The organism is Streptomyces sp. MUSC 14 (genome assembly GCF_001866675.1).
Classification (GTDB): Bacteria; Actinomycetota; Actinomycetes; order Streptomycetales; family Streptomycetaceae; genus Streptomyces.
The window spans coordinates 1-24,644 of sequence record NZ_MLYN01000106.1; the positions used below are offsets into that span (position 1 = coordinate 1).

General features: G+C 70.5%; 23 protein-coding genes. 12 read left to right on the top strand and 11 right to left on the bottom strand.

Annotation, left to right across the window (positions count from 1 at the left end):
• Positions 1-532: 532 nt before the first annotated feature.
• The 3 genes from BIV25_RS44870 (at position 533) to BIV25_RS44880 (ending at position 3,515) form a co-directional block, all read left to right on the top strand.
• On the top strand, positions 533-1,432 hold the full coding sequence (locus BIV25_RS44870) for an alpha/beta hydrolase (protein ID WP_071378375.1): 900 nt from the start codon (positions 533-535) through the stop codon (positions 1,430-1,432).
• Positions 1,433-1,485: 53 nt separating this feature from the next.
• Complete coding sequence (locus BIV25_RS44875; RefSeq protein ID WP_071378376.1) at positions 1,486-1,962, top strand: nuclear transport factor 2 family protein; 477 nt, start codon at positions 1,486-1,488, stop codon at positions 1,960-1,962.
• Positions 1,963-2,099: 137 nt separating this feature from the next.
• Positions 2,100-3,515, top strand: coding sequence for an MFS transporter (locus tag BIV25_RS44880; protein WP_071378377.1), 1,416 nt, complete (start codon positions 2,100-2,102; stop codon positions 3,513-3,515).
• 174 nt (positions 3,516-3,689) lie between these two features.
• On the opposite strand, the gene BIV25_RS44885 is transcribed toward BIV25_RS44880, so the two are convergent.
• Positions 3,690-4,577 (bottom strand): LysR family transcriptional regulator, encoded by an 888-nt coding sequence (locus BIV25_RS44885; protein ID WP_071378378.1) that lies wholly within the window; start codon positions 4,575-4,577, stop codon positions 3,690-3,692.
• A gap of 632 nt (positions 4,578-5,209) precedes the next feature.
• Positions 5,210-5,818 carry a TetR/AcrR family transcriptional regulator gene (locus BIV25_RS44890; protein ID WP_071378379.1) on the bottom strand — a complete coding sequence of 203 codons (609 nt, stop codon included), beginning with the start codon at positions 5,816-5,818 and terminating at the stop codon, positions 5,210-5,212.
• Between the two features lie 81 nt (positions 5,819-5,899).
• On the opposite strand from BIV25_RS44890, the gene BIV25_RS44895 reads away from it, so the two are divergent.
• The gene (locus tag BIV25_RS44895) at positions 5,900-6,853 is read left to right on the top strand and encodes an MBL fold metallo-hydrolase (RefSeq protein ID WP_071378380.1); all 954 of its coding nucleotides are present in this window, start codon (positions 5,900-5,902) and stop codon (positions 6,851-6,853) included.
• A complete protein-coding gene (locus BIV25_RS44900; RefSeq protein ID WP_071378381.1) occupies positions 6,850-7,422 on the top strand; it encodes a carboxymuconolactone decarboxylase family protein in 573 nt (190 codons plus the stop codon). The genes BIV25_RS44895 and BIV25_RS44900 overlap by 4 nt, the downstream gene beginning before the upstream one ends.
• Before the next feature lie 441 nt (positions 7,423-7,863).
• Here BIV25_RS44900 and BIV25_RS44905 read toward each other — a convergent pair whose 3' ends face one another.
• Positions 7,864-8,325: a hypothetical protein gene (locus tag BIV25_RS44905; protein ID WP_143076826.1), complete on the bottom strand. Its 462-nt coding sequence runs from the start codon at positions 8,323-8,325 to the stop codon at positions 7,864-7,866.
• Positions 8,326-8,433: 108 nt separating this feature from the next.
• Here BIV25_RS44905 and BIV25_RS44910 point away from each other — a divergent pair, with 108 nt between their 5' ends.
• Complete coding sequence (locus tag BIV25_RS44910) at positions 8,434-9,231, top strand: glycosyltransferase (RefSeq protein ID WP_071378383.1); 798 nt, start codon at positions 8,434-8,436, stop codon at positions 9,229-9,231.
• Positions 9,232-9,659: 428 nt separating this feature from the next.
• Here the strand turns inward: BIV25_RS44910 and BIV25_RS44915 are convergent, their stop codons facing one another.
• Both BIV25_RS44915 and BIV25_RS44920 read right to left on the bottom strand, forming a co-directional pair.
• Positions 9,660-10,658: an IS630 family transposase gene (locus BIV25_RS44915; RefSeq protein ID WP_256257204.1), complete on the bottom strand. Its 999-nt coding sequence runs from the start codon at positions 10,656-10,658 to the stop codon at positions 9,660-9,662.
• 52 nt (positions 10,659-10,710) lie between these two features.
• Positions 10,711-11,619, bottom strand: a complete 909-nt coding sequence (locus BIV25_RS44920; RefSeq protein WP_071378384.1) for an aldo/keto reductase — start codon at positions 11,617-11,619, stop codon at positions 10,711-10,713.
• Between the two features lie 67 nt (positions 11,620-11,686).
• Here BIV25_RS44920 and BIV25_RS44925 point away from each other — a divergent pair, with 67 nt between their 5' ends.
• Positions 11,687-12,685, top strand: coding sequence for a DUF5937 family protein (locus tag BIV25_RS44925; protein ID WP_256257205.1), 999 nt, complete (start codon positions 11,687-11,689; stop codon positions 12,683-12,685).
• Between the two features lie 38 nt (positions 12,686-12,723).
• Here BIV25_RS44925 and BIV25_RS44930 read toward each other — a convergent pair whose 3' ends face one another.
• Positions 12,724-13,470: a GltA gene (locus tag BIV25_RS44930; RefSeq protein WP_071378385.1), complete on the bottom strand. Its 747-nt coding sequence runs from the start codon at positions 13,468-13,470 to the stop codon at positions 12,724-12,726.
• A 187-nt stretch (positions 13,471-13,657) separates the two neighbouring features.
• Here BIV25_RS44930 and BIV25_RS44935 point away from each other — a divergent pair, with 187 nt between their 5' ends.
• Positions 13,658-14,536, top strand: a complete 879-nt coding sequence (locus BIV25_RS44935; protein WP_079177300.1) for a hypothetical protein — start codon at positions 13,658-13,660, stop codon at positions 14,534-14,536.
• A 75-nt stretch (positions 14,537-14,611) separates the two neighbouring features.
• On the opposite strand, the gene BIV25_RS44940 is transcribed toward BIV25_RS44935, so the two are convergent.
• Entirely contained in the window at positions 14,612-14,821 is a 210-nt protein-coding gene (locus BIV25_RS44940; protein WP_071378386.1) for a hypothetical protein, read from the bottom strand.
• A 48-nt stretch (positions 14,822-14,869) separates the two neighbouring features.
• On the opposite strand from BIV25_RS44940, the gene BIV25_RS44945 reads away from it, so the two are divergent.
• Positions 14,870-16,165 carry a hypothetical protein gene (locus BIV25_RS44945; protein ID WP_071378387.1) on the top strand — a complete coding sequence of 432 codons (1,296 nt, stop codon included), beginning with the start codon at positions 14,870-14,872 and terminating at the stop codon, positions 16,163-16,165.
• 260 nt (positions 16,166-16,425) lie between these two features.
• Here the strand turns inward: BIV25_RS44945 and BIV25_RS44950 are convergent, their stop codons facing one another.
• From BIV25_RS44950 to BIV25_RS44960, 3 genes are all read right to left on the bottom strand, one after another.
• Complete coding sequence (locus BIV25_RS44950; protein WP_071378388.1) at positions 16,426-17,448, bottom strand: NAD-dependent epimerase/dehydratase family protein; 1,023 nt, start codon at positions 17,446-17,448, stop codon at positions 16,426-16,428.
• Positions 17,449-17,913: 465 nt separating this feature from the next.
• On the bottom strand, positions 17,914-19,023 hold the full coding sequence (locus BIV25_RS44955) for an NAD(P)/FAD-dependent oxidoreductase (RefSeq protein WP_256257206.1): 1,110 nt from the start codon (positions 19,021-19,023) through the stop codon (positions 17,914-17,916).
• A 158-nt stretch (positions 19,024-19,181) separates the two neighbouring features.
• Positions 19,182-20,174, bottom strand: coding sequence for an aldo/keto reductase (locus BIV25_RS44960; protein WP_071378389.1), 993 nt, complete (start codon positions 20,172-20,174; stop codon positions 19,182-19,184).
• Between the two features lie 1,368 nt (positions 20,175-21,542).
• Here BIV25_RS44960 and BIV25_RS54870 point away from each other — a divergent pair.
• The 3 genes from BIV25_RS54870 to BIV25_RS44975 all read left to right on the top strand — a co-directional run bounded on the left by BIV25_RS54870 (position 21,543) and on the right by BIV25_RS44975 (position 23,498).
• Entirely contained in the window at positions 21,543-21,950 is a 408-nt protein-coding gene (locus tag BIV25_RS54870) for a response regulator transcription factor (protein ID WP_371273152.1), read from the top strand.
• A gap of 67 nt (positions 21,951-22,017) precedes the next feature.
• On the top strand, positions 22,018-22,677 hold the full coding sequence (locus tag BIV25_RS44970; RefSeq protein ID WP_071378390.1) for a ScbR family autoregulator-binding transcription factor: 660 nt from the start codon (positions 22,018-22,020) through the stop codon (positions 22,675-22,677).
• A 116-nt stretch (positions 22,678-22,793) separates the two neighbouring features.
• Positions 22,794-23,498, top strand: a complete 705-nt coding sequence (locus tag BIV25_RS44975; protein WP_071378391.1) for an alpha/beta hydrolase — start codon at positions 22,794-22,796, stop codon at positions 23,496-23,498.
• A gap of 724 nt (positions 23,499-24,222) precedes the next feature.
• On the opposite strand, the gene BIV25_RS44980 is transcribed toward BIV25_RS44975, so the two are convergent.
• Positions 24,223-24,573, bottom strand: coding sequence for an antibiotic biosynthesis monooxygenase (locus tag BIV25_RS44980; protein ID WP_071378392.1), 351 nt, complete (start codon positions 24,571-24,573; stop codon positions 24,223-24,225).
• Between the last annotated feature and the right edge of the window lie 71 nt (positions 24,574-24,644).

Genomic DNA, 24,644 nt, shown 5'->3' on the forward strand with positions numbered 1-24,644 from the left:
AGGGCCGTCGAGGGCCGTCGAGGGCCGTCGATGGGGGTTGTAGGGCATCCGGCCGTTGACGGCGATCGGCACAGCGTTGAGAACGGCGCCCGTGAGTGCCGGTCCCACTCCCGTCTTCAACGGCCCCGTCCTGCCACGGGCGTTGACGCCGAGCCAGAGGGGGCAAGGGCGAGGGCCAGCGCGAGCAGTGGTGCCCTGGGATGGTGTTGTCCGGCAGCACCAGGAAGGTCGGCGGTAGCCAGTTGCACGATCCGCACGGCGGCCGCCAGCCACTCATGGCGGCACTTGGCCAGCAGGGTGTGCCATCGAGGGTGACGGCAGGTTGGACGCGGCATCGTTAGTCGCGCTCAACCTGCCGTGAGGCATTCGGCGTTGTCGGCCGGAGCGGTAGCTGACAACGTGTTGGGCGAGGCAGGCGGCCCGCCTGTCCATGTGTGCGGTGTGCTGAGACAACCGGCTTGCCCGGCTGCCCGTCCCACGGTGGTCGACTGTCGACATGCCGTATCCCTTCCTCCTTCGAAGGAGCCCAGACATGCCTCTACGCGAGAAAGTGGCCTTCGCCTGCGACAAGGCGAAGCTGGCGGGTCATCTGTTCCTGCCCGACCCCGTCGGTACGAGCGAGACCGGTCCGGTGTCGGGCGTGGTGGTCGCCGGGACTTGGACCAGCGTCAAGGAGCAGATGGCGGACCGGTACGCCGAGGAGCTGGCGCGGCGTGGCTTTGCCGCCCTGACCTTCGACTTCACCGGATACGGCGAGTCCGAGGGCGAGCCACGCGACTACGAGTCGCCGGAGCTGAAGGTCCACGACCTCCGGGCGGCGGCCGACTTCCTGACCGGGCATCCGGCGGTGAGCGGCACACGACTGGGCGCACTGGGGGTGTGTGCCGGCGCGATGTACGTGAGCGCCTTCGCCGCAGAGGACTCAAGGGTGCGGTCGCTCGCTCTGGTGGCGCCGTGGCTGCACGACCGCCGTATCTGCGAGGAGAACTACGGCGGTCCGGAGGGGATCGAGGCCAAGAAGTCCGCGGCGGCTGCGGCCCAACGCACGTATGAGGAGACCGGGGAGGTCACCTATGTGCCGGTGGTCAGCGGCAGTGACCCCGACGCGGCCATGCCTTTCGACATCGACTTCTACCTCAACCCGGAGCGCGGCGGTGTTGAACAGTGGTCCAACCGGTTCGCCGTCATGGCCTGGACGGGGTGGCTGGATTTCGATGCCGTCGCGATCGCTCCGAAGGTGACCGCGTCCGTGCTGCTCGTACACAGCGAGGACGCCGCCGTCCCGGACGGCGCCCGCCGCTTCCACGACGGCCTCGCAGGGGCCAGGGAACTCCTGTGGACCGAGGGCATCCAGTTCGACTTCTACGACCAGACGCCACAGGTCGGCTTCGCCGCGGACGCGGCTGCCGAGCACTTCGCCCGCACGCTGTGAGCATCCCGCACTCCGGCTCCCCGTACATCGCCCCGACAGGAGACCACCTCGCCATGTCCGAGTCCCTTGAGACCGCCGCACCGTCCCCGGCCGGGGCCAGGATCGAGGTCGCCGACACCTGTACCCGGATGGCCGTGCACACCGACCGCCGTGAATGGGCGCTGTTGCGCGGTCTGTTCGCCAACGAGGTGCTCCTCGACTACACCAGCCTCAACGGCGGCGAACCGGTCCAGCTCACTCCTCAGGAGATCAGCGACGCCTGGTCGGCGACGCTCGGCGGCTACGACGCCACGCAGCACCTGATCGCCAACCATCTGGTCCAGGCCCACGGGGACCGTGCCGTCTGCACCGCTTCCTTCCAGGCCACCCACCGCCTCGCCGACCCCCACGGGGCTTCGCCGTGGACGCTCGGCGGCGACTACCGCTGGGAACTGACCCGCACCGGCGGCCGATGGCTGATCACCTCGGTGGTGATGACGGCGACCTGGAGTGACGGCAGCAAGAACCTCCCCGCACAGGCAGTCGGCTGACCGCACGTACCGCTACGCCCGCGGCGGACCCTGTCACGCCCGGCACCCGGATCCCTGCCGCGATCCGGTCTGTCATTGGTCGCTCCCGGCCTCCGGGCTCGGTTGCACATCCGTCTGAACGTCTCAGGAGCGCCTTTATGAAACCCCTGCTCAAGCCCTCCCGTGCCTCCGGCGACGCGGCCGATCCGTCGGGGGCCGCCCGGGGCGGATCCTCCGTGGTGCTCGGTGCCGCCCTGCTGGGCTTCTTCCTCATCTCGTTGGACGCGTTGATCGTCACGGTCGCGCTGCCCGACATGGGCCGCAGCCTTGGCGGTGGCATGTCCGGCCTGCAGTGGGTGGTGGACGGATACACGCTGATCTTCGCCGCTCTGATGCTCTCCGCAGGCGCGCTGTCCGACCGCATCGGGGCCCGGCAGGCGTACGGGGGCGGCCTGGTGCTCTTCGGGCTGGCCTCGACCGCGTGCGGGCTCGCACCCGGGCTCGGCGTGCTGGTGGCGGCGCGGCTGGTGCAGGGGGGTGCGGCGGCAGTGATGATGCCGGCGTCCCTCGCCCTGGTCCGGCAGGGCTATCCCGACCAGGCGAAGCGGGCGCGGGCGATCGCAATCTGGACCGTGGGCGGCGCGGTCGCGGTGGCGGCCGGGCCGGTGTGCGGAGGGGCGCTTGCCGCTTCCGTGGGGTGGCGATGGATCTTCTTCGTCAACCTCCCGGCGGGCCTGCTAGGGCTTGCACTGCTCACCCGTGTGCCCGCCTCCCCGCGGCTACCCGCCCGTCTTGACATGGCCGGGCAGATGACAGCGGTGGTCGCGATGGGCGCGCTGACGTACGGCGTGATCGAGGGCGGCGCCGACGGCTTTGGCCGACCACCCGTGGTGGGGTCGCTGCTGGTGGCCGTGGCGGCGGCAGCCGCCTTCCTGGCCGCGCAGGCCAAGGGCTCGCACCCGATGCTCCCGTTGCCGCTGTTCCGCTCGCGGGTGGTGGCGGTGTCCTTGGTGGTCGGCTTCATGCTCAACGCCGCCTACTACGGTGGGGTGTTCGTCTTCAGCCTCTATCTGCAGCAACAGCGCGGGCTGTCTGCCCTGCACGCGGGCCTGATGTTCATTCCGATGACGGCACTGGTCGCGGTGGTGAACCTGGCCTCGGCCAAACTGGCCGGACTGTTCGGCCCACGGGTGCCGATGGTCGCAGGACAACTACTCGGGACAGCAGGCCTGCTGACCCTGCTCGCCGTCGGCGATCACACCAACGCGTGGGTGGTGGCGGCGCTGATGGTGCCGGTCGGCCTCGGCGGGGCGCTGACGGTGCCGGCACTGACCGCCCAGTTGCTCGACTCGGTACCCGCGGACCGTGCGGGCACCGCGGCCGCGGTGCTCAACACCGGTCGCCAGGTCGGCGGAGCGATCGCGGTGGCGGTCTTCGGGGCGCTGCTGGCGGGGGCGGACACGTTCCTGGCCGGCATGCGGTGGAGCATGCTGATCGCGGCGGCCGGGCTGGTCCTGACCGCCGGCGCGACGCTCACACTGCCGCGGCACGGACACCGGGTCCCGCAGGCGTGAGCTTGGCGATGTGCCACGGCCGGACCGCGCCTCTCCTCATCACAGGGATGACACGGGCCGAGATCCCGCGTCGGCCTCATCGCTCGGAGCAGGCGGCGGCCGCACGCGGACTCGGGGACCGCAACCGCCGGCGAGGACGCCCTGTCGGGTGTACCACCTCACCGGAGGCCCTCGTCATCGGCCGGGGGCGATCTGCAGGAGGACGTGGACGAAGGCTTGGATCTCGGCGGACTCGCGGCCTTTCAGCCACATCGGCACGTGCTCGACGGACGGCGCGTCGTCGAACGGCACATAGACGACGTCCGGCCGGCCGTGGTACTCCGCCGCTTTTGCACTGACCGGCGTTGCTCCTTTGCCCGCCCCCACCAGCGCCAGCATTTCCTGCCAGGCGACGGCAGCCGGGCCTTGGGGCACGGATCGGCCGCCCGGTGTGCGGCACGGGTAGTGGGCATCAAGGACGTTCCGGGACGCGCCGAGGGGCGTGATCAGCGGCACGAGGGCGAGGTCCTCGTGCGAGATCGTCTCCTGAGCCGCGAGCTCGTGCGAGGCGGGCACCGCGAGGGCACGACGGTCCGAGAAGAGAAGCGGACCCACAGCGAACTCGGGGCCGTCGGCGGGAAGTTCTTTGACCAGTATGTCGAGGTCGTGGTCCCGCAATGCCGTGAAGGCGGGAGCGAACGTCACCTCCTGCATCTCGACGGTGCACCGAGGATGACGAGCGTGGAACTCCTCCGCTGCCCGGACGATGAGGTCGCCGCTCCATGGGCCGGAAAAGCCGACGCGCAGCATACCGCCAAGGCCTCGGCAGGCCGCTGACACGTTGGCCACGGCCTGCTGGACCTGCTGGTAGGCGGGGAGCAGTTCGGCGTGGAACTGTTGCCCGGCCGGGGTGAGGGCCACGCTACGGTTGCTGCGTTCGAACAACGCGCCGCCTATACGATGTTCCAGTTTCTTGATCGTCTGGCTGATCCGGCCCGGCGAGACGCGTAGCCGCTCAGCGGTGCGTGTGAAGTGGAGCTCTTCAGCCAGCGTCAAGAAAGTCTCGATCTCGTACCGTTCCACCTGGCCCCCAGCCGGTCGCGACTTCCGTTCACATGAATTGTGTGTCATGTCTGCGGAAAACGACGACCGCCGGCACTCCCCGGAGGGCCTCGGTTTCATGGGTAGGACCAGGTCGTTGAAGAAGGTGCCGAGTTGCGTCCGGAATTACCGATGGTTCGTTAAATCCGGCGGTGGTGTGCTGTCGCCAGCGGTCGAGACGGGCCCGCTACTGCCGCCCTGGAACGTCGGCTGACTCCACCGGCCTCCTCGGCCTCGTCCACACGTTGAACTCCTCGGCATGCGGGTCGGAACGCAGAGGGGCGGTAGCCGGCCGGTCTTCTCGGCGGGCACGTGGAAACCGGTGTCCCTCATCCTCGGCGGACTGAAGATCCGTTCACACAGGAAAGAGTTGCGCGACTGACCCGCGGCCCTGGCGACGAGCACGCCGACCACATCGCTGCTGCTCCTCTGTTGCCGCCACTCGTGTGATGTGTCCTCGGCTTCGGCAGCGTGGGGGGACAGGACAGCAGAATCGGGTGTCGGCAAGGCCGGCGCCGAGTTGACCTTGCCCTGGGGGCAGAGCTCACACTCGCCGCATGGCCGCCTCGAAGAGGCCGGTAGCCGCCGGGGGGCACCATACAGAGCAACAGGGACTATGGGGCCAGGCCGGCCAGCAGTACCGAGAGTTTTCGGTGGAGCTGCCGGGCGAGTGCTCCGGCCGGCTGCGGCGAGTTCAGCCAGTGGTTGAGCGTGCCGAAGTAGCAGTCGGCCAGCACCGCCGCGGCCAGCTCCGGCTCCGTGGCCGGGTCGATCTCCCCGCGCTGCCGGCCGAGTCGGATGGAGGCCGCGAAGGCATCCGCGATGGGGCTGTCGTCCATCACGGAGACGAAGCGGGACGAGCCGGCGAGCACCCGCTGGGTGAGCAGGAGCTCGCGTTCGTTGAACTCGGCCAGCACGTCGAGGTAGCCGGCGAGTTGGTCGGCGACGGATTGGTTGCGGAACTCCGCCTCGTCGAGCATGTGCCGCAGCCGGCTTCGGCGCCGCTGCCCCCAGCCGTCCACGAAGTCGCTCTTCTTCGCGAAGTGGTTGAACACCGTCTGCCGGGAGACGCCGGCCCGTGCGGCGATCTGGTCGAAAGTGGTGCTCTCGAAGTCCTGCTCGGCGAAGAGCTGCAACGCGGCGTCGAGGATCTTGTCCCGGGTCCGGAGCTTGCGTAGTTCCCGTCGGCCGGACGGGGCGCCTGCCGTCTCGTCCCCGTCCATCCCGCTCCCTGAAGTTCCGCCGTTCTGCCGTCCCGGGAAATTGTACTTGAATCCAAACTATACTTGAGTACAGTTGCGCTCATGGCAGACTGTCACTACACCAGGGGTATGCACCGGGTCGGCCCGCACAGCTACGCATACCTCCAACCCCACGGCTCCTGGGGGCTGTCCAACAGCGGGCTCGTGACCGACGGGGACGAGGCGCTCCTCGTAGACACCCTGTTCACCCCGGCCATGACCGAGGAGATGCTTCGCGCCATCACCGCGCAACTCCCCGGGGTGGAGATCACCACCGTGGTCAACACCCACGACGACGGCGACCACGCCTTCGGCAACCAGCTCTTCACCGACGCGACGATCATCAGCAGCGCGGCAACCGCCGCACACATGCGCACGGCTCCCTCCGTGGGGTACTTCCATGACCTCATCGAGCGGGCCAGGGCCGGGGAACCGGGCGCCCTGGGCGGCTACATACGCCACCACCTCGGCTCGTTCGACCTCTCGGGGATCGAGTCCACCCCGGCGAACGTCACCTTCTCCGGCCGGCGCGACGTGACGGTCGGACGGCGCCGGGTGCGTCTGACCCAGGTCGGACCGGCCCACACCGACGGCGACGTACTGGTCGAAGTGGTCGACGACGGCGTGCTGTTCACCGGCGACATCCTCTTCGTCGGCAGCCACCCCGTCATCCACTCCGGACCGGTCCGCCGCTGGATCGAGGCCTTGGAGCTCATCGCCGGCCTGAACATCGACACCATCGTCCCCGGACACGGCCCCGTCGTCGCAAAGCCCTGCCTGAACCGGTTCCGCTCCTACCTCGAGCACGTCGCCGACCACGCGTCGCGCTCCCTCAAGGCCGGTCTGAGCGTCACCGAGGCTGCCGCCGCGTTCCCCATGGCCGACTACGCCAACTGGTCCGACGCCGAACGCATCGTGCTCAACATCGCCGCGGTCTACCGCGAACTGGGCACCGAGGAAGGCGACTTCACCTCGCTTCTCACCAAGGCGGCCGAATTCTGGGCGGCCGTACGGTGACCGACCACAGCGCGCCCCGGATCCCGCCGCTGCCGTTCCCGGAGTGGGGAGACACGGCCCGCACCACGCTCGAGGCCAACCGCGACACCCCCGTCCTCGCTCAGCTGCTCGATGGCCGGCCCGCGCCCAACGTGCTCGCCACACTCGCCCGCCACGACTGGCTCTTCGGGATCGCCACGCCCTTCCTGGCATCCGTCACCGCAGGCGAGATGCCACCCCGCGACCGGGAACTCCTCATCCTGCGCACGGCGCACAACACCGGCTCCGCCTACCAGTGGTCGCACCATCACCGCCTGGCAAGGGCAACCGGCCTGACCGAAGCGGAGATCGACCGGGTCGGCCAGGGGCCGGACGCGCCAGGCTGGTCCGCGACGGAGGCCGCGCTCCTCCGCGCCACGGACGAGATCGAGCGGGACGCGACCGTCGCCGAGCCGACCTGGCAGACCCTGGCCGCCCATTACAACCGCCGCCAGCTCCTCGAACTCCTCTACCTCACCGGTGCGTTCCGCTTGCTCGCCACCATGCTCAACAGCTGCCGTGTCCCTCTCGACCCATGGGCTGCCTCATGACCCGTGACGGCCTCGCCATCGACCGCAAACCGGTGCCGACGGGTCGGCGAACCGCTGCCGGAGCGGCAACCGCGGGGCATCGTCACCCCGGACCGGGCTGCCGAGGCTGACCTGTCAGCAGCTCCGCCGCAGTTGCCTGACCCGGCTGCGCGAGGCAGGCATGGCCCTGGAAGCGGTACAGGCCCAGGCCGGACACCCCTCCATCGTTGATGCGGCGGGTCCGGGCCGCGGCGCTGCTGGAGGCTGCGCCGACATCCGGGCCCGGGAGTGAGACAGCGGAGAACGCCGAGCTGACGCCGCGGGAGTTCGCCCTCCCGGTCGCCGCCGAAGATGGACGGCGCGCCGTCCATGCCGCTGTCCTGGTGGAAGCTGAGGGTCACCCGGGTGTACGACGGCCCCCACACGTCCCGGCACTGACGGGGTGTGGGAGCCGTCTGCCGCTCACACACTGCCGGGCCGGCTGCCATGGGGAAGGCATGGGCGCATCCAGGTGAGCGCCGTGTCGGCTATGAGCAGGGCTGCGGCGATCGCGGCGCTGGTGAGCACTTGGGCGCCGGTGTCGGCGAGTCCGCCGGTCTTGTCACCGTTGTCGGCGGGCGGGGTGGCGGGTGGGGTGGCCTCCGGTCTGTGTGGGTGCAGGCGTCGGGGTGGCCGGCCCACTGTGCGTCGGGGGCGGATGGGGCCCGGTGGGGGGGTCGGCGTGCCGTTCCCGCTCCGGTTGTCGGCGCTGCCGCCGAGGCGGAGCAGGCTCGGGTCGTCGGCGTCATCCGTCATGGCCTTGACGCTGTCGCGGGTGGTGCGGGGCAGGTTGCGGTGCTGGGCGCCGAAGCGGGCGACGGTGACGTTCCGCTCGGGGGCCTTGGAGAAGCAGAGCACTTCCCGCGGTCGTGCCGTGGTGCACATGGAGCCGCCGGGTCCGAGGACCTGGCGGCGCCCCCCTCCGGTTGAGGCCGTCGGCGCGAGTAGGGCAGCCCTCGCGTTGGTGATGCCTGTTCTGCCAAGGTGGTGGCCATGATCAAGCCCACTGCCGGAGCGCGTGGCGCCGACGCGCTCGCGGCACAGACACTCCACGTCATCTCGGTCGTCACGCCCGTACACGGCGAGGGCACTGCGTTCCTCACCGATGCCTACGACTCTCTGAACGCGCAGGCTCTCCCTGAGGGGTGGTCATGGGAGTGGTGCGTCCAGGAGGACGGGCCCGGCGTGGATGCCGCCGCGCGTCTGCCCGCGGACGATCCGCGCATCCGTATCGGCGCGTCCCGGCGAGGCGGCCCTCACGTGGCACGCACCATGGCCTTCGCCAGGTCATCGGGCCGGCTGGTGAAGACGCTCGACTCCGACGACCAGCTGACACCTGGTGCTCTCGCACGGGACATCTCCGTCCTGGAAGCGCACCCTGCCGTCGGCTGGACCACATCGCGCGTGCTGGACCTCTTGCCCGACGGCAGCACCCAGTCGTTCGAGCACAGCGACCCCGAGCCGGGCCTCCTCCCGCAGGGAAGCGCGTTCGACTTCTGGACCCGGCATCACCGGCCCCAGATTCACCCGGCCACGCTGTGCGTCCGGCGCTCGCTGCTCGCGCTGCTCGGGGGGTGGATGGCTCTGCCCGCCTCGGGCGACACGGGACTGCTGCTCGGACTGGACGCCTTGGCCGACGGGTGGTTCATCGGCGACCCCGGCCTGGTGTACCGCAAGCACGACGGCCAGATCACCGCACACCCCGACCATCGGGACGGACCGGAATGGGAGGCCCGCATGTCCCTGATCCGGGAGCATGCCGAAGCACTGCGCGCGGCTCTGGGGGGATGACCGGAAAGCATTGAGGGCGGTTCCGTCGCCACCTCCGAGAGTCCGCGCAGATCACCTGCGCCGGTGGCGGCTCGCCTCCCTGGGAGGCGTACCGCCTTGCACCGCCCGTACGAGACCGGCGGCGCATCAGCCTCGCCCCGCCCCGGCGCGGTCAGCCCCAGCTGACCGTCGGCTTCGCATTCCGCGCGCCGGGGGTGGGCCGGCGCCCGAGACGCTGAGGCTAAGTGGTCGGCTCCGGAAGTCCTTCGGGGGTTGTTCATGCGGCCAGGGCGATGGAGGATTCTTGGTGTCGGTCGGCGGTTGTGTGTCGGTCGAGCCGGGCCAGTAGATCGTCCAGGTCGGAGGTGGTGAACCTCCACTGGAACGGCTGTGCTGTGGCGTTGTAGCGTTCTTCGAATGCTCGGAGCCGGTCCCGGACCTGGGTCAGGTCAGTGAAGTCGTTGGGTGAGACGACCTTGCGCTGGACGATGGAGAAGTAGATCTCGATCTGGTTTGTCCATGAGGCGTGGACAGGGGGTGTGGACCATGACCGCGTTCGGAAACGCCTTGGTCAGCCGGTCAATGGCCTTTCTCCCTCGGTGAGAGGAGCCGTTGTCGACGATCCAGAAGACGCGTCTGGCGCTGGCGTAGGGCTCGGTGGTCATGACCTGTTCGACCAGGGCCATGAACGGCGTGATGCCGGTGGTGGCCTCGCAGCGGCCGAAGACTTTCGCCAGGTGGACGTCGTAGGCGGCCAGGTAGGCCAGCGCGCCGCCGCGGCCGTAGGTGTGGTTGACGCGCATCGCCCTGGCCCGGCCTGGGGCGAGGGTCGGGTGGCAGCGGCAGCGGGCCTGGATCGAGGTCTTCTCGTCGCTGGAGACCACGTATTCGTCAGCGCCGAGGGGTTCGCCTTCGTAGGTTCGGGCGTATAGGCCAAGGACGCGCTGGGCCTTGGCACGGAAGTCCGGGTCCCTGATGAAGATCCAGGACTGGTGCAGCCAGGGCTTGAGCGCGTCCTGGCGAAGCCAGCGGCGCACGGTGAACGCCGAGACGGTGTCGGTGACGCCGCGTGCGGTCAGTTCGGCAGCCAGTTCCGGGCACGACCAGCGCGCCAGCGGCACCCCGGTCTCGGCTGGGAGTTGGCAGGCCAGGGCCTTGGCCTCGGCGACCTGAACGGGGGTGAAGCGGGCCGGGCGCCCGCTGCGTTTGCAGTCGGCCAGGGCCGGCAGGCCGCCGTCGGCGAACCGGCCCCGCCAGGTGCGCACGGTGTCCACGTGCACTCCAACCTCGGCGGCGATCCGCGCGTTGGACCTGCCCCGGCTCGCCATGAGCACGATCTGTGACCGGACCCTGGCCTGGTGCGGAGTCTTGTGACCGTAGGCCGCCTTCTTCAGCCGTTGCCGCTCGGCGGCCGTCAGGATTATGGGGCGGGCGGCAGGAACAGACAAGGCAGACAGGCCGATCAGCAGAAGTGGATCACAACGCCATGGGGGGTCTTGCTCATGCCGTCTCGTGGTGGAGGGGGTCCAGGGTGGTGAGTTCTTTCTCCGACAGGCGCAGGGAGCCGACGGTGACGTTCTGGGTGAGGTGGTCGAGGTCGCCGGTGCCGGGGATGGCCAGGACGTGGGAACCCTGGTGCAGCGTCCACGCCAGCCGGATCTGGGCTGCGCTCACGCCGTGGGCGCGGGCGATGGTGTGCACCTGAGGGCTGTGGTCGGTGGTCGCGCCGGCGGTGCGTCCGTCGCCGGCGATCGAGTAGAACGGCACGAACGCGATGCGCCGTTCGCCGCAGAGGTCCAGGAACTCCTTCTGCTCGCGCGATGCGCCGATGCCGTACATGTTCTGGACGCAGACCACCGGCGCGATGGTCTGGGCCTCGGCGAGGTGGTGAGGGCGGACATTGGACAGGCCCAGGTGACGGATGAGTCCGGCCTTGCGCAGTTCGGCGAGTGCGCCGAAGCGTTCGGCGATCGAGTCGGTGCCGACGATGCGCAGGTTCACCACGTCGAGGTGGTCGCGGCCGAGCTGGCGCAGGTTCTCCTCGACCTGCCCGCGCAGCTGCTCGGGAGTGGCGTGCGCCAGCCACTGGCCCGAGGGGTCGCGGCCCGGTCCGACCTTGGTGGTGATGACGAGGTCGTCCGGGTAGGGAGCCAGCGCCTGGTTGATCAGCTCGTTGGCCGAGCGCAGCGGCGAGAAGTAGAACGCGGCGGTGTCGATGTGGTTCACGCCGAGCTCGACAGCGCGGCGCAGCACACTGATCGCCTGGTCGCGGTCGCGTGGGACGGCATCGTCCGCGAACGCCTCGCCGTGCTGCGGCAGGCGCATCGCGCCGAAACCGATCCGGTTGACCGTCAGGTCGCCGAGCTTCCAGGTGCCCGATGCCGCTGCGGTGATCGTCTGTGAGGTCATGGCGGGATGATCTCCGCACGGTAGGCTGGCCCGCCATTGATTCATGCATGCCTGAATCTATTGAGGAGTGGTTGTCCTGGCGGAGCTGGCGTTCTCGACGAGCGATCTGGCGCAGGTGCGGTTCGCCGTCTCACCGATGTGGGAGGTCGCGCCCAGCTTCCGATTGCTCAGGTCCGGCACTACGCATCCGGTCCACCGGCCCTGGGCCGACCAGGTACGGCCGCGCCTGGTAACCGCCGGGCTGGACCGGGGATGGCTCTGCGAGCTGATCCCGTCGACCGGCGGCTACGTCCCCGACTTCCTCACCCCGGCCCCCGCTGGACCGGCTTCCACCCTGGCGGCAGAGCGGGACGCGATCCGGGCCGCGCCCGCCGACCGGGTACGCCAGGACCTCGACCACCTGGCCCGCCACCAGGGAACCCTCGGCCCGCGGCTACGAGCCCTGCACAACGACCCACAGGGCCTCTTGGCCAAGGTCACAGAGGAAATCGAAACCTACTGGGAACTGGCACTCGCCCCCTACTGGGCACGAATCCGGGCAGTCCTGGACGCAGACATCCTCTACCGGGCCCGCCTGGCCGCCGAGCACGGCACCGGCCACCTCCTCAACGACCTGCACACGTCGCTGAGCTGGGACAACAACGCGCTGCGGATGGCCCGCCGAAAGCAGCCACTGACCCGCACGACGGCAGGCACGGGACTACTGCTGATCCCCTCGGCCTTCACCGGACCAGGACTGCGCACCCGAACGCCGCCGCCGGATCCACCCCAACTCGCCTATCAGGCACGCGGTGTCGGCTCACTTTGGCAGGCACGGCCCGTCACACGAGCCGACACCCTCTCCGCCGTACTGGGCCGCTCACGCACCCTGCTGCTGACCGAGTTGGAGATCCCGGCCTCCACCACACAACTGGCCCACCGCACCGGACTCTCCCCAGCCGGGGTATCCCAATACCTCACCGCGCTACGCAACGCGGGCCTGGTCAGCGCCCACCGCGCCGGCCGCTCCGTCCTCTACGCCCGCACCACCGCAGCCGAAACTCTCCTCCAAGCGGCCTCCGCCTGACCTCACGTCAACCCCCGAAGTACTTTCCGAGCCGACCACTAAGCCGCCGGCGACCAGCGCCAGCCAGAGGCGTGCAGAGCCTCGGCCCTGTCGATCACGATCCCCTGGCGGAGCCTTCTTTCGTCCTCGTCTTTGTGGGCGGCGCCGGCGGTCTGCTGGGCAGGGTGCCTGCGGTAGACCTCGCCGGGCCGTGCCTGCATCCACCCGCGGCTGACCGCCTCACAGAACAGCGCAACGGCGAGATCCTCGTAACCCGGAAGCGCGGGCCAGCCACCCACGAGACGCACGAGGTCCGTCCGGGCGGTCAGCGTGGTTCCCATGACCGGTATGCGACGCTTGGCGCCGTCCAGCAGAACCCGCTCCGGCAGCGGCCCCGGGGCGGGATGCGGGCCTGGCTCCAGACGGCCGTCGGGGTACAGGTCCAGGAATGGGGCGACCGTCCAGCCGTAGGACGGATTGTTCTGCAGGACCTCGATGTCGCGGGCAAGAGTGTCCTGGTCAGGGAGCAGATCGTCGGCGTCGACGCAGCGCAGCAGAGATCCGGTCGCGCGTCCCAGCCCCATCGTGCGCGCGCGGGCGGCCCCGCCCCAGCGGCCGGCGCCCTTCGAGATCCATGGGGCGTCCGGGACAGCCTTGAGCGGCCTGCCCGTTTGTCCGTCCTCCTGCAGCACCCACTCAAGCCTCCAGTCGCCGGGAAGCTTCTGACCCGAGAGGCATTCGTACAGTTCGTGAAGGTACGCATGCCCACCCTCGAACACAGGCGTCAGAACGGTGATCGTCGGCATCAGGCAAAAGTCTCCATTCGGCACTTCGTTGACATGGACGAGGGCTGAGGGGTCAGCGGGCAGCGGGACGTCCGAGGACCAGTATCCCGTGATCCGGTTGCTGCTCCCGTGGCGTCGTCCGCCTCCTTGATCGCTATGTGCACACCATGAAGCCCAGGTTCTGTTCTGCTGCGCGAAGGAGTCTGTGATGACCTTGTCGGACCTGAGGCAGCTCACCCGTCTGCGTCGGCACCCGGGCCCCGCGGCCCGTTCGCTGACTCGGACGCTGCTTGACCAGCCCGGTATCGACGACATGCTCACCCGCGGCCTCGCCGACAGCGCTCTGAGGGCGACGGTCCTCGACGTCGTGCGCCACAAACTGCAGCGCGCCGTCGACGCGGGCGAGCCGTGGCCGAACGAGGCCGCACGCTGGCTCCACCTCGCCGAGGCCGACTGGGCCACCAGCGCCGCGTTCTGCAATCCCCTCACCTGGTACGCCCGCGCGCGTCGCAACAGCGCCACGAGCCACCTGCCCGGCCCTCTGCGGCAGGCGGACCTGGGCCCCGACGACAGCTATGTGCTGGCGCTGCGCCACCTTCAGCTGGTTGCGCTGCGCTACGACTTCCGGTGCCGCAGCATGCGCAGGCTGTTGAGTCAGGTGCCCGACGGCCAACGCGCACACTGGGACCCGTACACCCGTTCCCTTGAGGCGTTCGCTCTGCTGGCCCAATCCGATCCGGCCGGGCTCGCCGCCGCGCAGAGCAGCCTCGACGAGGCCGGCGACAATCTCAAGGTCTGCCACGCACTGCTGCACGGCCTCTGGCTCGGCACCAACCTGCCGGGGCAGGCCGACCACATCCTGCGCCTCACCGAACGCCCCGTGTTCGACCGCGGCGACCCCATCATGCTGCTGCGCAGGGCCACCGCCCTGCGCACACTCGGCCGCCACCGCGAAGCCCTGGCCGCCATCGACGACGCGGTGGAGGGCCTGGACCCCGACGCATCCGAAGTCCACGCCGACCTGATCCGCGAACGCGTCCTGATCACGCAGCCCGGGCTGCTACGTCAGCCGCCCACCGTCTCCTGAGCCGCCCTCGTCGCAACCCTGAAGCCCGGTCAAGATGACCTGCCCCTTCGGCGACCCACTTCACTCCTGGGAGGCTCAGTGGGCCACACGGGCCACCTTGGCGGACCATTTGTCCAAGATGGCCTGGGAGGCGGCGTGATTGTCTCCTTCGGCCCAGATACGGGTGACGGGGCGCGCGGAGTCGGGGATGACGAGGGCCCAGCTACCGTTGGGTTCGACAATGCGCAGGCCGTCGGTGGTGGTGTCGAGGACGTGGTCGCCGGTGGTTTCGGCCATGGTGCGCATGACCGCGCCCTTGGTGGACCAGGAGGTTGGCTTTGTTCATGAGTTGTCGTGAACAGAGCCAACCGGCACGGCATGCACCACCGCGAACCGCTGTACGCGATCGTCGACAGCCTGCTGCACCGCGAGACCGAGGCAGACCGCGAGACCGCCTTCGCCCTGCTGGACGCCGCCCTGCGCGACGGCCGCCCCGAGGTACGGACCGAGGCGCTCTCCGCGGCCGGCCACGCCTGCGGCCTCTCCCGCAGCGCGCCCAGGCGACTCGTGCCGGCCATCGCCCCACTCGCCGCCGAGCACCCGGCGTCAACCCTGCTCGGCAGGCTCGGCCCGGCCGCCGCCGAGGCCGCACCCGTCCTCGCCCAACTCGCCGCCCAGCCCGACGACGAGGCGGCTGACCAGGCGTTGGCCGTACTCGTCCGGGTCGCGCCCCGCCAGGCCGCCCCGCTGCTGGCCCGGGGCCTCGACCGGCGCCCCCGCGCGCTCGGCGTCGCAGCAGACTTCCAGGCCCCCGCCTTCCCCTTCGACCCGGCCCTGCTCGCCGCCGTCCGCACACGCCTGGCCGCAAAAGGGCTCGGCGACAACGAGACCGCCCACCTGGTCCATCTGCTGCGCCGGTGGGGCCCGCAGGCCGCCGCCGCCTTGCCCGAGCTGTACGCCGTACTGCCCCGCTTCCCGTACGCGGCCACCGCCATCACCGCCGTGGCGGCCGCCGGCCCGCGGGCCGCGCGCGCGCGGGCCGGCGCCGTACTGCGTGCCGCCGCCGGGTCGCTGATGGTGGCGCGGGCCCACCACGACCTCACCGGCGAGACCGACGTCCTGCTCGAAGCCGTCCGCAAGGCGCTCGCCGCCGGCCCGCGCGCGGTAGCCGAGGCCGCCCAGGCCACCGCCGCCCTGGGCGCGACGGCCGCCGGGCTGCTCCCCGCCCTGCGGGCAGCCGTCAGCGAGGACGTCGAGCCCACCACCCCTCAGCTGGACCGCGACATCGCGATCGCCACCGCTCTGTGGCGGATCGACGGCGACGCCGAGGCAGCCGTGACGATCCTGGCCTCCGTCCTCGACCGCACCACTGGCAACCAGCCCTGGTACCGGTGGACCGTCGTCCGTGCCATCCGCGCCACCGCCCTCCTCGGCGCGGCCGCCCGGCTCCTGGTCCCCCGGCTGGAACGACTGCTCGACGATCCCGAGAAGGCCCCCGCCGCCGTCCTCACGCTGCTCGCCATCACCGCCCCCGACGCCGTCGATCTCGGCCGACTCGCCGAGGGGGACCGGCGGATCGTCGGCTCAGGCGTCGCGAACAGCATCATCCGCGAGGACGAGCGCCTGCGCTCCGTCCTGGCCGCCATCTGATCCCGAGGCCGGAGGAGTCATCGATCACCATCCCGGCCCGCCGACCCCGACACCCCTGTCCCGGACGCCGCCATCGCCGGGTAGGGAGCCGGGCTGCGGCGACCCCCATGCGATGAACCGGCTGAGCGCGGGGATCTCGGCGGCCAGGCCGCCGCGTTCGCGGTACGTGAACATCTCGGCGCCCGCCTCGAATCGAGTACGGAACGGCCGGGGTGTTCACGGGCCGACCGCGCGCACCCGCTCGGGGAGCCCGAGGGGGGTCATCGGAGGTCCGTTCGGGTGTGCCGGGCCCGGAGCACGGCTGATTCCTTGTCCGCGTCGATACCGAGCGGGGTCTTTCCCTGGTGGTACGGCGCGTCGGCCGGTCCGCGTTCGCGCAGCCAGGCCCAGGTGTCGGTGACCGTGTCGGCCAGCGGGCGGCAGCGCAGGCCGGCGGCGGTGGCGCGGGCCGTGGACGCCGACCAGGCTCCGGCCATGGCCGGCTGGTCGGGGGCCCAGAACGGCAGCTCGGTCCAGGGCCCGACCTCGTGTTCCAGGAGGAAGTCGTCGGCGGTCCAGGCGAGTCGGGCGCCGCTCTCGGTCGCGCGTGCGCAGGTGTCGAGGAGGGTGCCGAGGGTCTCGGTGCCCTGGGGTCCGGCGACGAGGTAGCGGCCCTCGTCCCCCGTCTCCAGGAGACGGATGCCGAACGCTGCGACATCCCGCGCGTCGATCAGCTGGACCGGGCGGTCGCGGCCCGCGGGGGCGAGGACCTCGCCGCCGCGCGCCATGCGTTCCAGCCACCAGAGCAGTCGGCCGGGGGTCTCTCGGGGGCCGATGACGAGGCCGGGGTTGAGGATGACGGTGCGGCCTTCGAACTCGGCCTCGACGGCCCGTTCGCAGCCGGCCTTCAGCGCGTTGGCGGGTACGTCGTCGACGGCGGCGTCGGGCGCGCAGGGGTGGCGCGGCGAGTCCTCGTCGACGGGACCGGCGGGCCAGTCGGCGTAGGCGTGGAAGGAGGAGACGAAGAGGTAGGCGTCGGCGTGGCCGCTGAGCGCGCGGGCCGACAGGCCGACGGTACGGGGGTGTTGGCCGCTGGTGTCGATCACGGCGTCCCAGGGGCCTTGCCCGGCGAGCGCGCTGAGGTCGTCGGGGTCCTCGCGGTCGCCGCGGATGCCGGGGATGCCGGGGAGGTCCGGGCCCGATCTGCCGCGGTTGAACACGGTGACCGCGTGGCCGCGTTCGAAGGCGTCCGCCACGAAGGCCCGTCCGAGGAACACCGAGCCGCCGATGACGAGAATGCGCATGTTCGTTCCTTTTCCATGGGGCGAGGCGGCCGGTGACGGTCCGGCCGGTGGAGTCGACGACGAGGGCGTCCTAGGTGATGTGGCGGTCAGCTCGGCGGCGCCCTGGTCGTCGGCGATGCGCTGGACACGGCGGGCGAAGTGGCGGACGGGCACGCCGGGTTCACCGGGGTACGGCAGTGTGGCGCGCGTGGCGCCTGCCGGGGTGCTCCCACGTCGGTGGCGCTGATCGTGGGTGTGCGCCGTTCGGGGCGCCGCAGCGTACGGTGCGGCGTCCGGGCTCGGGGCCCTCGGCGAGCTCTGGCTGCTGCCTCCGGCTCCGGCTCCGGCTCCGGCTCCGGCTCCGGCTCCGGCTCCGGCTCCGGCTCCGGACTGCGAACGGCGGACACGCGGGCGAGTGCCGCACGAACTCGCCGGTCCCGGAAGGGGGATGGCGGAACCGGCGGGCTCGGGTGGTGCGGTGGTGGATCAGGCGGCCGTGGGGCCCAGCTGACCTACGAAGCGGCCGGTGAACAGGTCCTGGCCCTTGAACTGGGACACCATCTCGGTGGAGGCGACGAACGGGCCTTCCGGCGAGGGGAGCTGGCCGACGCCGCCCTCGCTGCCGAGCGGCAGGAGGATCACCGGGAAGCCCAGCGGCCGGTAGGTCTCCGTCGGCTCCTCGCCCTTGATCTGGGCGATGATGTTGTTGGCGACGACCTCGGCGTGCTGCATCGCGTAGCCGGCCATCTTGGCCTCGGCGACGTCGGTGATGTCGCCGACCGCGTAGACGTGGTCGTGGCCCTTGACGTTGAGCTTCTCGGTCACGGGGACCTGGCCCTGCGCGGTGAGGGCGGTGAGCTTGCCGTCGGCGAGGTAGTCGCTGTTGACGGTCGTGCCGTAGGCGCGGTACCAGACGTCGGCGGTGATCTCGTCACCGGCGGTCGTGGTGACGGTGAAGGAACCGGCCTGGCCGGCGGAGGTGCCCGGCTCGGCCGTCAGGACGGTACCGAGGCGGACCTCGATGCCCAGGGCGTCGAGCTGGCTGTGCAACTCCTCGACGACCTCGGGCTTGAAGCCGGGGAGCAGCTCCTTGGCCGGGTCGACGAGGGTCACCTTCTTGTCCGGCCAGACCTGCTTGATCTCACCGGCGAGTTCGAGGCCGACCGGGCCGGCGCCGAGGACGAGGACGTCGTCCGCCTGGAGCAGCTCCTTGTGCGAGGCACGGAAGTCCGCGAGCGCCTCCTCCACGGTGGCGGCGGCGGGGTTGGCCGGGTAGGCGTAGCTGGAGCCGGTGGCCAGGACCACGTAGTCGGCCGCGACGTGCTTGCCCGAGGCCAGGGAGACGCCGGTGGGGTCCACGGAGACGGCACGGTCCTGGATGATCCGGCCCTCGGTGAGCAGCGTCTTGAACGGGAAGAACATGTTGGGCGCCCACTCGGGCCGGGCCAGTGCGCGCAGCGACCCCGCCACGTTGGCGAAGGCGTCACGCGGGTCGATCAGGACGACCTCGGCCTCGGACTGAAGGGCCTTGGCCACCGCGGCGCCCCCATAGCCTCCGCCGACAACGGCCACAACGGCGACTTCACGACTCATCATGCACTCTCCATAACCAAATAGAATTGCGTCGGACTCTGCTCGAAAACGCTGTTTATTCGCACTGCGAACCACAATGCAGAAGAAGTTCAGGAACTACGCCACGGCCGGCGATGAGCACCGTACGCACGACGCATCAACTCCCGTGAGAACTCGGATACTCACCACGCGTACGCCTCGGGCGCCGGCTTGGCCCCGTTCGGGCCGGGTGGCGGGAACAACTGGTCCAGCTTCGCCAGGGTGTCGGCGTCGAGCGTGATCGTCAGTGCGCGCAGCGAACTGTCGAGTTGACCGGCCGTGCGCGGGCCGATGACCGGGCCCGTCACCCCGTCCTGAGCGAGCAGCCAGGCCAGTCCGACGTGCGCGGGGTCCTCGCCGATCTCGGCGCACAGCTTCTCGTAGGCCTCGACGGTGTCGCGGTGCCGGGCGAGCAGGCCGGCCGAGTGCCCGGTGCTGCCGCGGGCCGCGCCGCCCTCCTTCAGCTTGCGCAGGACGCCGCCGAGCACACCGCCGTTCAGCGGCCCCCAGGGGATCAGGCCGATACCGTAGTGGCGTGCCGCGGGCAGCACTTCGAGCTCGATCCAGCGGGTCATCAGGTTGTACCTCGACTGCTCGCTGACCAGGCCGAGGAAGTGCCGCGACCGTGCGGCCTCCTGCGCCTGGGCGAGGTGCCAGCCGGCGAAGTTGGACGAGCCGAAGTAGAGCACCTTGCCCTGCTGGCGCAGGACGCTGAACGCCTCCCAGATCTCCTCCCACGGCGTGCTCCGGTCGACGTGGTGCATCTGGTACACGTCGATGTGGTCGGTCCCCAGGCGTGCCAGCGATGCCTCGCAGGCACGCCGGATGTTCAGCGCCGACAGATACGACTCATTGGGCCAGCCGCCCGTCGGGAGATAGACCTTGGTGGCCAGTACGGTCTTCTCGCGCCGCCCGCCTCCGCCGCCGAACCAGCGGCCGATGATCGGCTCGGTGGGCTGCTCACCCGGACGCGTGCCGTACACATTGGCCGTGTCGAAGAAGTTGATGCCGCGCTCGTGCGCCCGATCCATGATCGTGTGGCTGTCCGCCTCGGAGGTCTGCGTCCCGAAGTTCATCGTGCCGAGTACGAGCCGGGACACCGACAGTCCGCTGCGGCCGAGGTTGGTGTATTCCACGCGTGTCAGTCCTTACGGTAGTGCTGGATGCACGACCGCGCACCGTGCCGGGGCGGTCGGGGCTTCGGGTGTTCGCGCGCGTCGCGGCGGGGCCCGGACGGCCGGCAGCGGGATCAGGCCGCTGCCGTCGGGGCGCCGTACCACTCGTTCGTGCGCGCGGCGTCCGCGTCCCGTCCGGGACTCGCCGACCGGCCCAGGTCGGTCCGGAGCGGCGCGCTGTCGAACCAGTGGCAGGTGGCCGGCATGTCCAGGACGCGGGTGACGGTCGGTCCTCGGTGGGCGGGGCCCGGTCCTGCGCGAGACCAACGGTGCAGCGGGCCGGCGGCAGCGGCAGGCCGGCAGCCACCGCGCGCAACGGCTCGCAGCCCGTGACCGGTTCGAGCAGCGCGGCCGGTCCGGCCACGGCGGTGACGCAGAGCCGTGCGTCCCAGCCGGTCGGGTTGCCGGGCCCCGTCCGCAGAAGTCGCCGCAGCCCGGGGCACGAACCATGCGTCACCGGCCCCGTGGACCAGGTAGGGCCGTACGACGATCCCCCAGCGGCCGGGACGGCGTGCTCGGCCTCGGCCCGGCGCCGCGACGTGGGCGACGACGACCTGCGCGGAAGTCGTTTCGGGGCGGGCGCGGCGGAAGATGCCGAAGGAACTGTCCAGGCCGACGACGAGGGGGCGTGGCGACGCGCAGGGGCGCCATGGCCGTTCAGCAAGGAGCATCGGGTCCTCGTACTGGCGGGGGACGGTGGTGGTAGTGGACGCAGTCGGAGCGGAGTCGAACATCGCGGTCATGGCCGGCGCTCCTGTCGGTAGTCGGGCAGGAGGGAGCTGCGGTGTGGCGAACAGCCCCGGTCCACACTCGCAGAAAAATACAGACAGGTCTGCACGGTAATCAAGTAGGGAGTGAGAGTCGGACGCAACAGGGGGCGGAGGGCGGGAAGCCGCTTCCATCCGGCGAGCGCGGCGCAAATCACCACGGCATCACGGTTACTCCAGGTCAGACTGCACGCACTGGCTGAAGCACGCAGCGCCGTATCCCGTCGACAATCAGACAAGTCTGTTTGGTATGTTCCCGGAGCGCCTGAACTTGGACACGAGGAGGACCAGTTGAACCAGCAGGTAGCCGACCCGACCGACTCCTTCCACGTGCGACACCGCTCCCCGCCACGGCTGCACGCCCCGGTCGAGCACCCCGCCCTGCGGATCCTGGTCGTCGAGAACGAGGAGCGCTCCGCGAAGGCCCTGGTGCAGGGCCTGATCCGGCGCGGGTACCGTGCCGACAGCGTGACCACCGCGGGCCAGGCCCTGCGCGTGCACCGCCAGGCCGACCCGACCCGACCCGACCCTGCTCGACCTCGACCTCACCGACCTCGACGGTCTGGAGGTCTGCCGCAGCATCCGCGCGATGAGCGACACCCCGATCATCGCCGTCACGGAGCACGGCAGCGAGCTCGACCGCGTCCTCGGGCTGCAGGCAGGTTCGGACGACTACATGGTCAAGCCCCACGGTTTCCACGAACTGCTCGCCCGCATAGGGGCGGTGATGCGCCGGGTGCGGCCGTCCCCGGCGGCCCGCACGATCGAGCACGGCCCACTGCGCATCGACGCCGATGTCCGCAGGGTCACCCTGCACGGCCGCTCCGTCAGCCTCAAGCGCAAGGAGTTCGGCCTGCTGCACGCCCTCGCGATCCAGCCATTGGACCGTGACGGTCCGCGGTGCCGGTTTCCGTCTCGGCGGCCCGTGACCGGGCGCCGCGTCCGCCTTCCCTCTCGCCACCACTGGTGAGTCCCGCACATCCAAGTAGAATGCAGACTTGTCTGTATCGAAAGTTGGCTAGTGGCGAGGGTCGGGCATGGCGAAACAGGAACGCGGAACGCGATCGAGGCAAGCGATCCTGGCTGCCGCCGCCGAAGTGTTCGACCTTCGCGGATACGACGCGGCGAGCACGAACGAGATCCTGGCGCGCAGCGGTCTGACCCGTGGTGCCCTGTACCACCACTTCCCTTCCAAGGAGTCGATCGCGGCAGCGTTGTTCGAGGCGCACAGCGGGGCCCTCGCCGCCCCCGAGCGGTCCACCAAGCTCCAGTCGATCATCGACCTGACCTTCACCTTCGCGGCTCAGCTCCAGCGTGATCCGGTGCTGCGGGCCAGCGTGCGCCTGGCGGTGGAGAAGACGTCGTTCCCACGCCCGGCCAACACCCCGTACGAGCAGTCGACGGAGGTCATCCACGAACTGCTCGACCAGGCCCGGCTACAGGGCGAGACCCTGCCCGGCCTGGACCTGGACGACGCCACGACCTTTATCATCGGCGCGTTCACCGGCCTGCAGGCGATGTCGCTCGTCTACACGGAGCGAGAGGACCTGCCCGAGCGCCTCGGCGCGATGTGGCGGTTCCTGCTGCCGGGCCTGGTCACGCCCGGCCTGATCGGCACCTTGCGCGTCACCCCGCCGCCCGCGGCCGTCGTCGCCGACGACCAGGCCCGGGCCGAGGCGGCCGCGACCGCCTCGTAGGACGCGCCGGGTCCGTACCCGTCCGGCGGCGGGCCGCATGTGGTCGACATGACCACGAGTCGTGAGGATCCTCCGCCGCCCCAGGACGGAGGCCTCGGCGTGAGTGAATAGGGGGCATGTACCTCGACTTCACGCACGACCACGACGGCGAACGGCTCAGCGGTGTGTACGACGGTGATCCGTCCGGGGCCACCGCGGTGGTGCTGCACGGCGCAGGCACCAGCAGCGCGGAGCGGGTGCTGCCGCTGGTACGGGAGTTCGGGGCCCACGGCTGCCGAGGAATAGCCTTCGACTTCGCCGGGCACGGCGAAAGCACCGGCGAACTGGGCGAGTTGAGCCTGCGGCGACGGTTCGAGCAGGCCGTTGCGGTGATCGACGCGTACGCGGGGTCGGACGGGCCGCTGCTCCTGGTGGGGTTCAGCATGAGCGGGCAGACCGTGGCCGATCTCGTCGCGCACTACGGGGACCGAGTGACGGCGCTGGGGCTGTGCGCGCCCGCCGTGTACGCCGCCGAGGCGTGGGACGTGCCCTTCGGGGACGGGAACGGCCGGTTCAGCGGCATCATCCGACGGCCGGACAGCTGGCGTGGGGCGCCCGCGCTCGAAGTGCTGCGCGCGTACGAGGGCCGGGCGGTGCTCGCCGTGCCGGGCACGGACGCGGTGATCCCGTCGGAGGTGACCGAGGCCGTGGAGGAGGCGCTGGCCGCACGCGCCCAGTACACGCGGTTCGACCTTCCGGACGCGCAGCACCAGTTGGGGATGTGGTTCCGCGATCACGGCGAGGACCGGCGGACGTTCGTGGAAGCGGTGCTGACGGCCTAGACGACCTGGCTGGACGGCCACGGTGCGTAGGGGGCGAAGCAGCTCGGCGACGACCGTTCGGTCGCCGACTCCCGCCAGCCGCGCGGTGGTTGGACCTGTCAGCTGTGCCGGCTCACGCTCGACGACAGCGATGCCCTTCCTCCTACGAGCGGTACGAGGCGCAGGGCGGCCGCGACCTCGCCGACGACCCCGGCCACCTGCACGGGACCATGGCTGGTACGACCGTCCCGAACACCTCGCCCTGGCCGCAGAACGCCTGCGGACCGCACGAACCGAGGCCTTCGTTCCCGAGCTCCGCAAGGGCTCATCGCCCGTCGGCACGGCCGCGGTCCAGGCCCGCACTTCCGGCTCGTGGCTGACCCGGACCGAGGCTCCGTTCACCGCGCTGCGCCAGTTCGCCCTGGACGGCACGGCCCGCCCGGCCACGGGTGCGAGCCGGCATGATGCGCCGGTACATCGCCTGGCGGAACCACCACGTCACCGATCCCCGACTGCGGTGGCTCTCCCCCGGGCGTACTCGAAGGCTCACTCCGCGCCCGGAGAGAAGGGCCGCGCAGCGGGACGCCCCGCCCAGCGCCTGATCAACAAGCGCAAGGCGGGGCGGGGCATCGCGACCCGCTGGGGCATCGCGACCCGCTACGGCAAGACTCCGGAAGGCCATCTCGCCGGGCTTCGGCTGAGGACGAGGACGTCGCCCCCCCGTTACGCGGCTATGGCTGCCGTGTCATACGTCGATCCGCTCGAAGATGTGCGGGTACGACATGACGTCGTCGGGGGACTGGGCCACCATGTGCTGGAACTCCGGGCTGGCGAACGCCGTGGCGAGCGCTTCGGTCGACTCCCAGACCGCGATGTTCATCAGAAGCCGGCTGTCCGCCGTTCCCTTGTGCATCTGCAGGGAGACGAATCCCGGCTGGGCCTTCATGAACTCGGCCTGCCTGCGGAAGAGGGCGAGGAACGACTCGGTCCGCTCCTTCGGGACGAAGAAGGTGTTGGCCAGGACGATGGGTCCGGTCTTCTGCGTGAACTGCGCGAACATCGGCGTGTGCGGGTCGAGGCTCTGCAATGTGGCCATTTGCGGTACGTCCTCTCGCTGTCGGTCGGTGGGGGTCGCTGGGGTGCATGTCCTGGGAGAAGTCCTGGTCT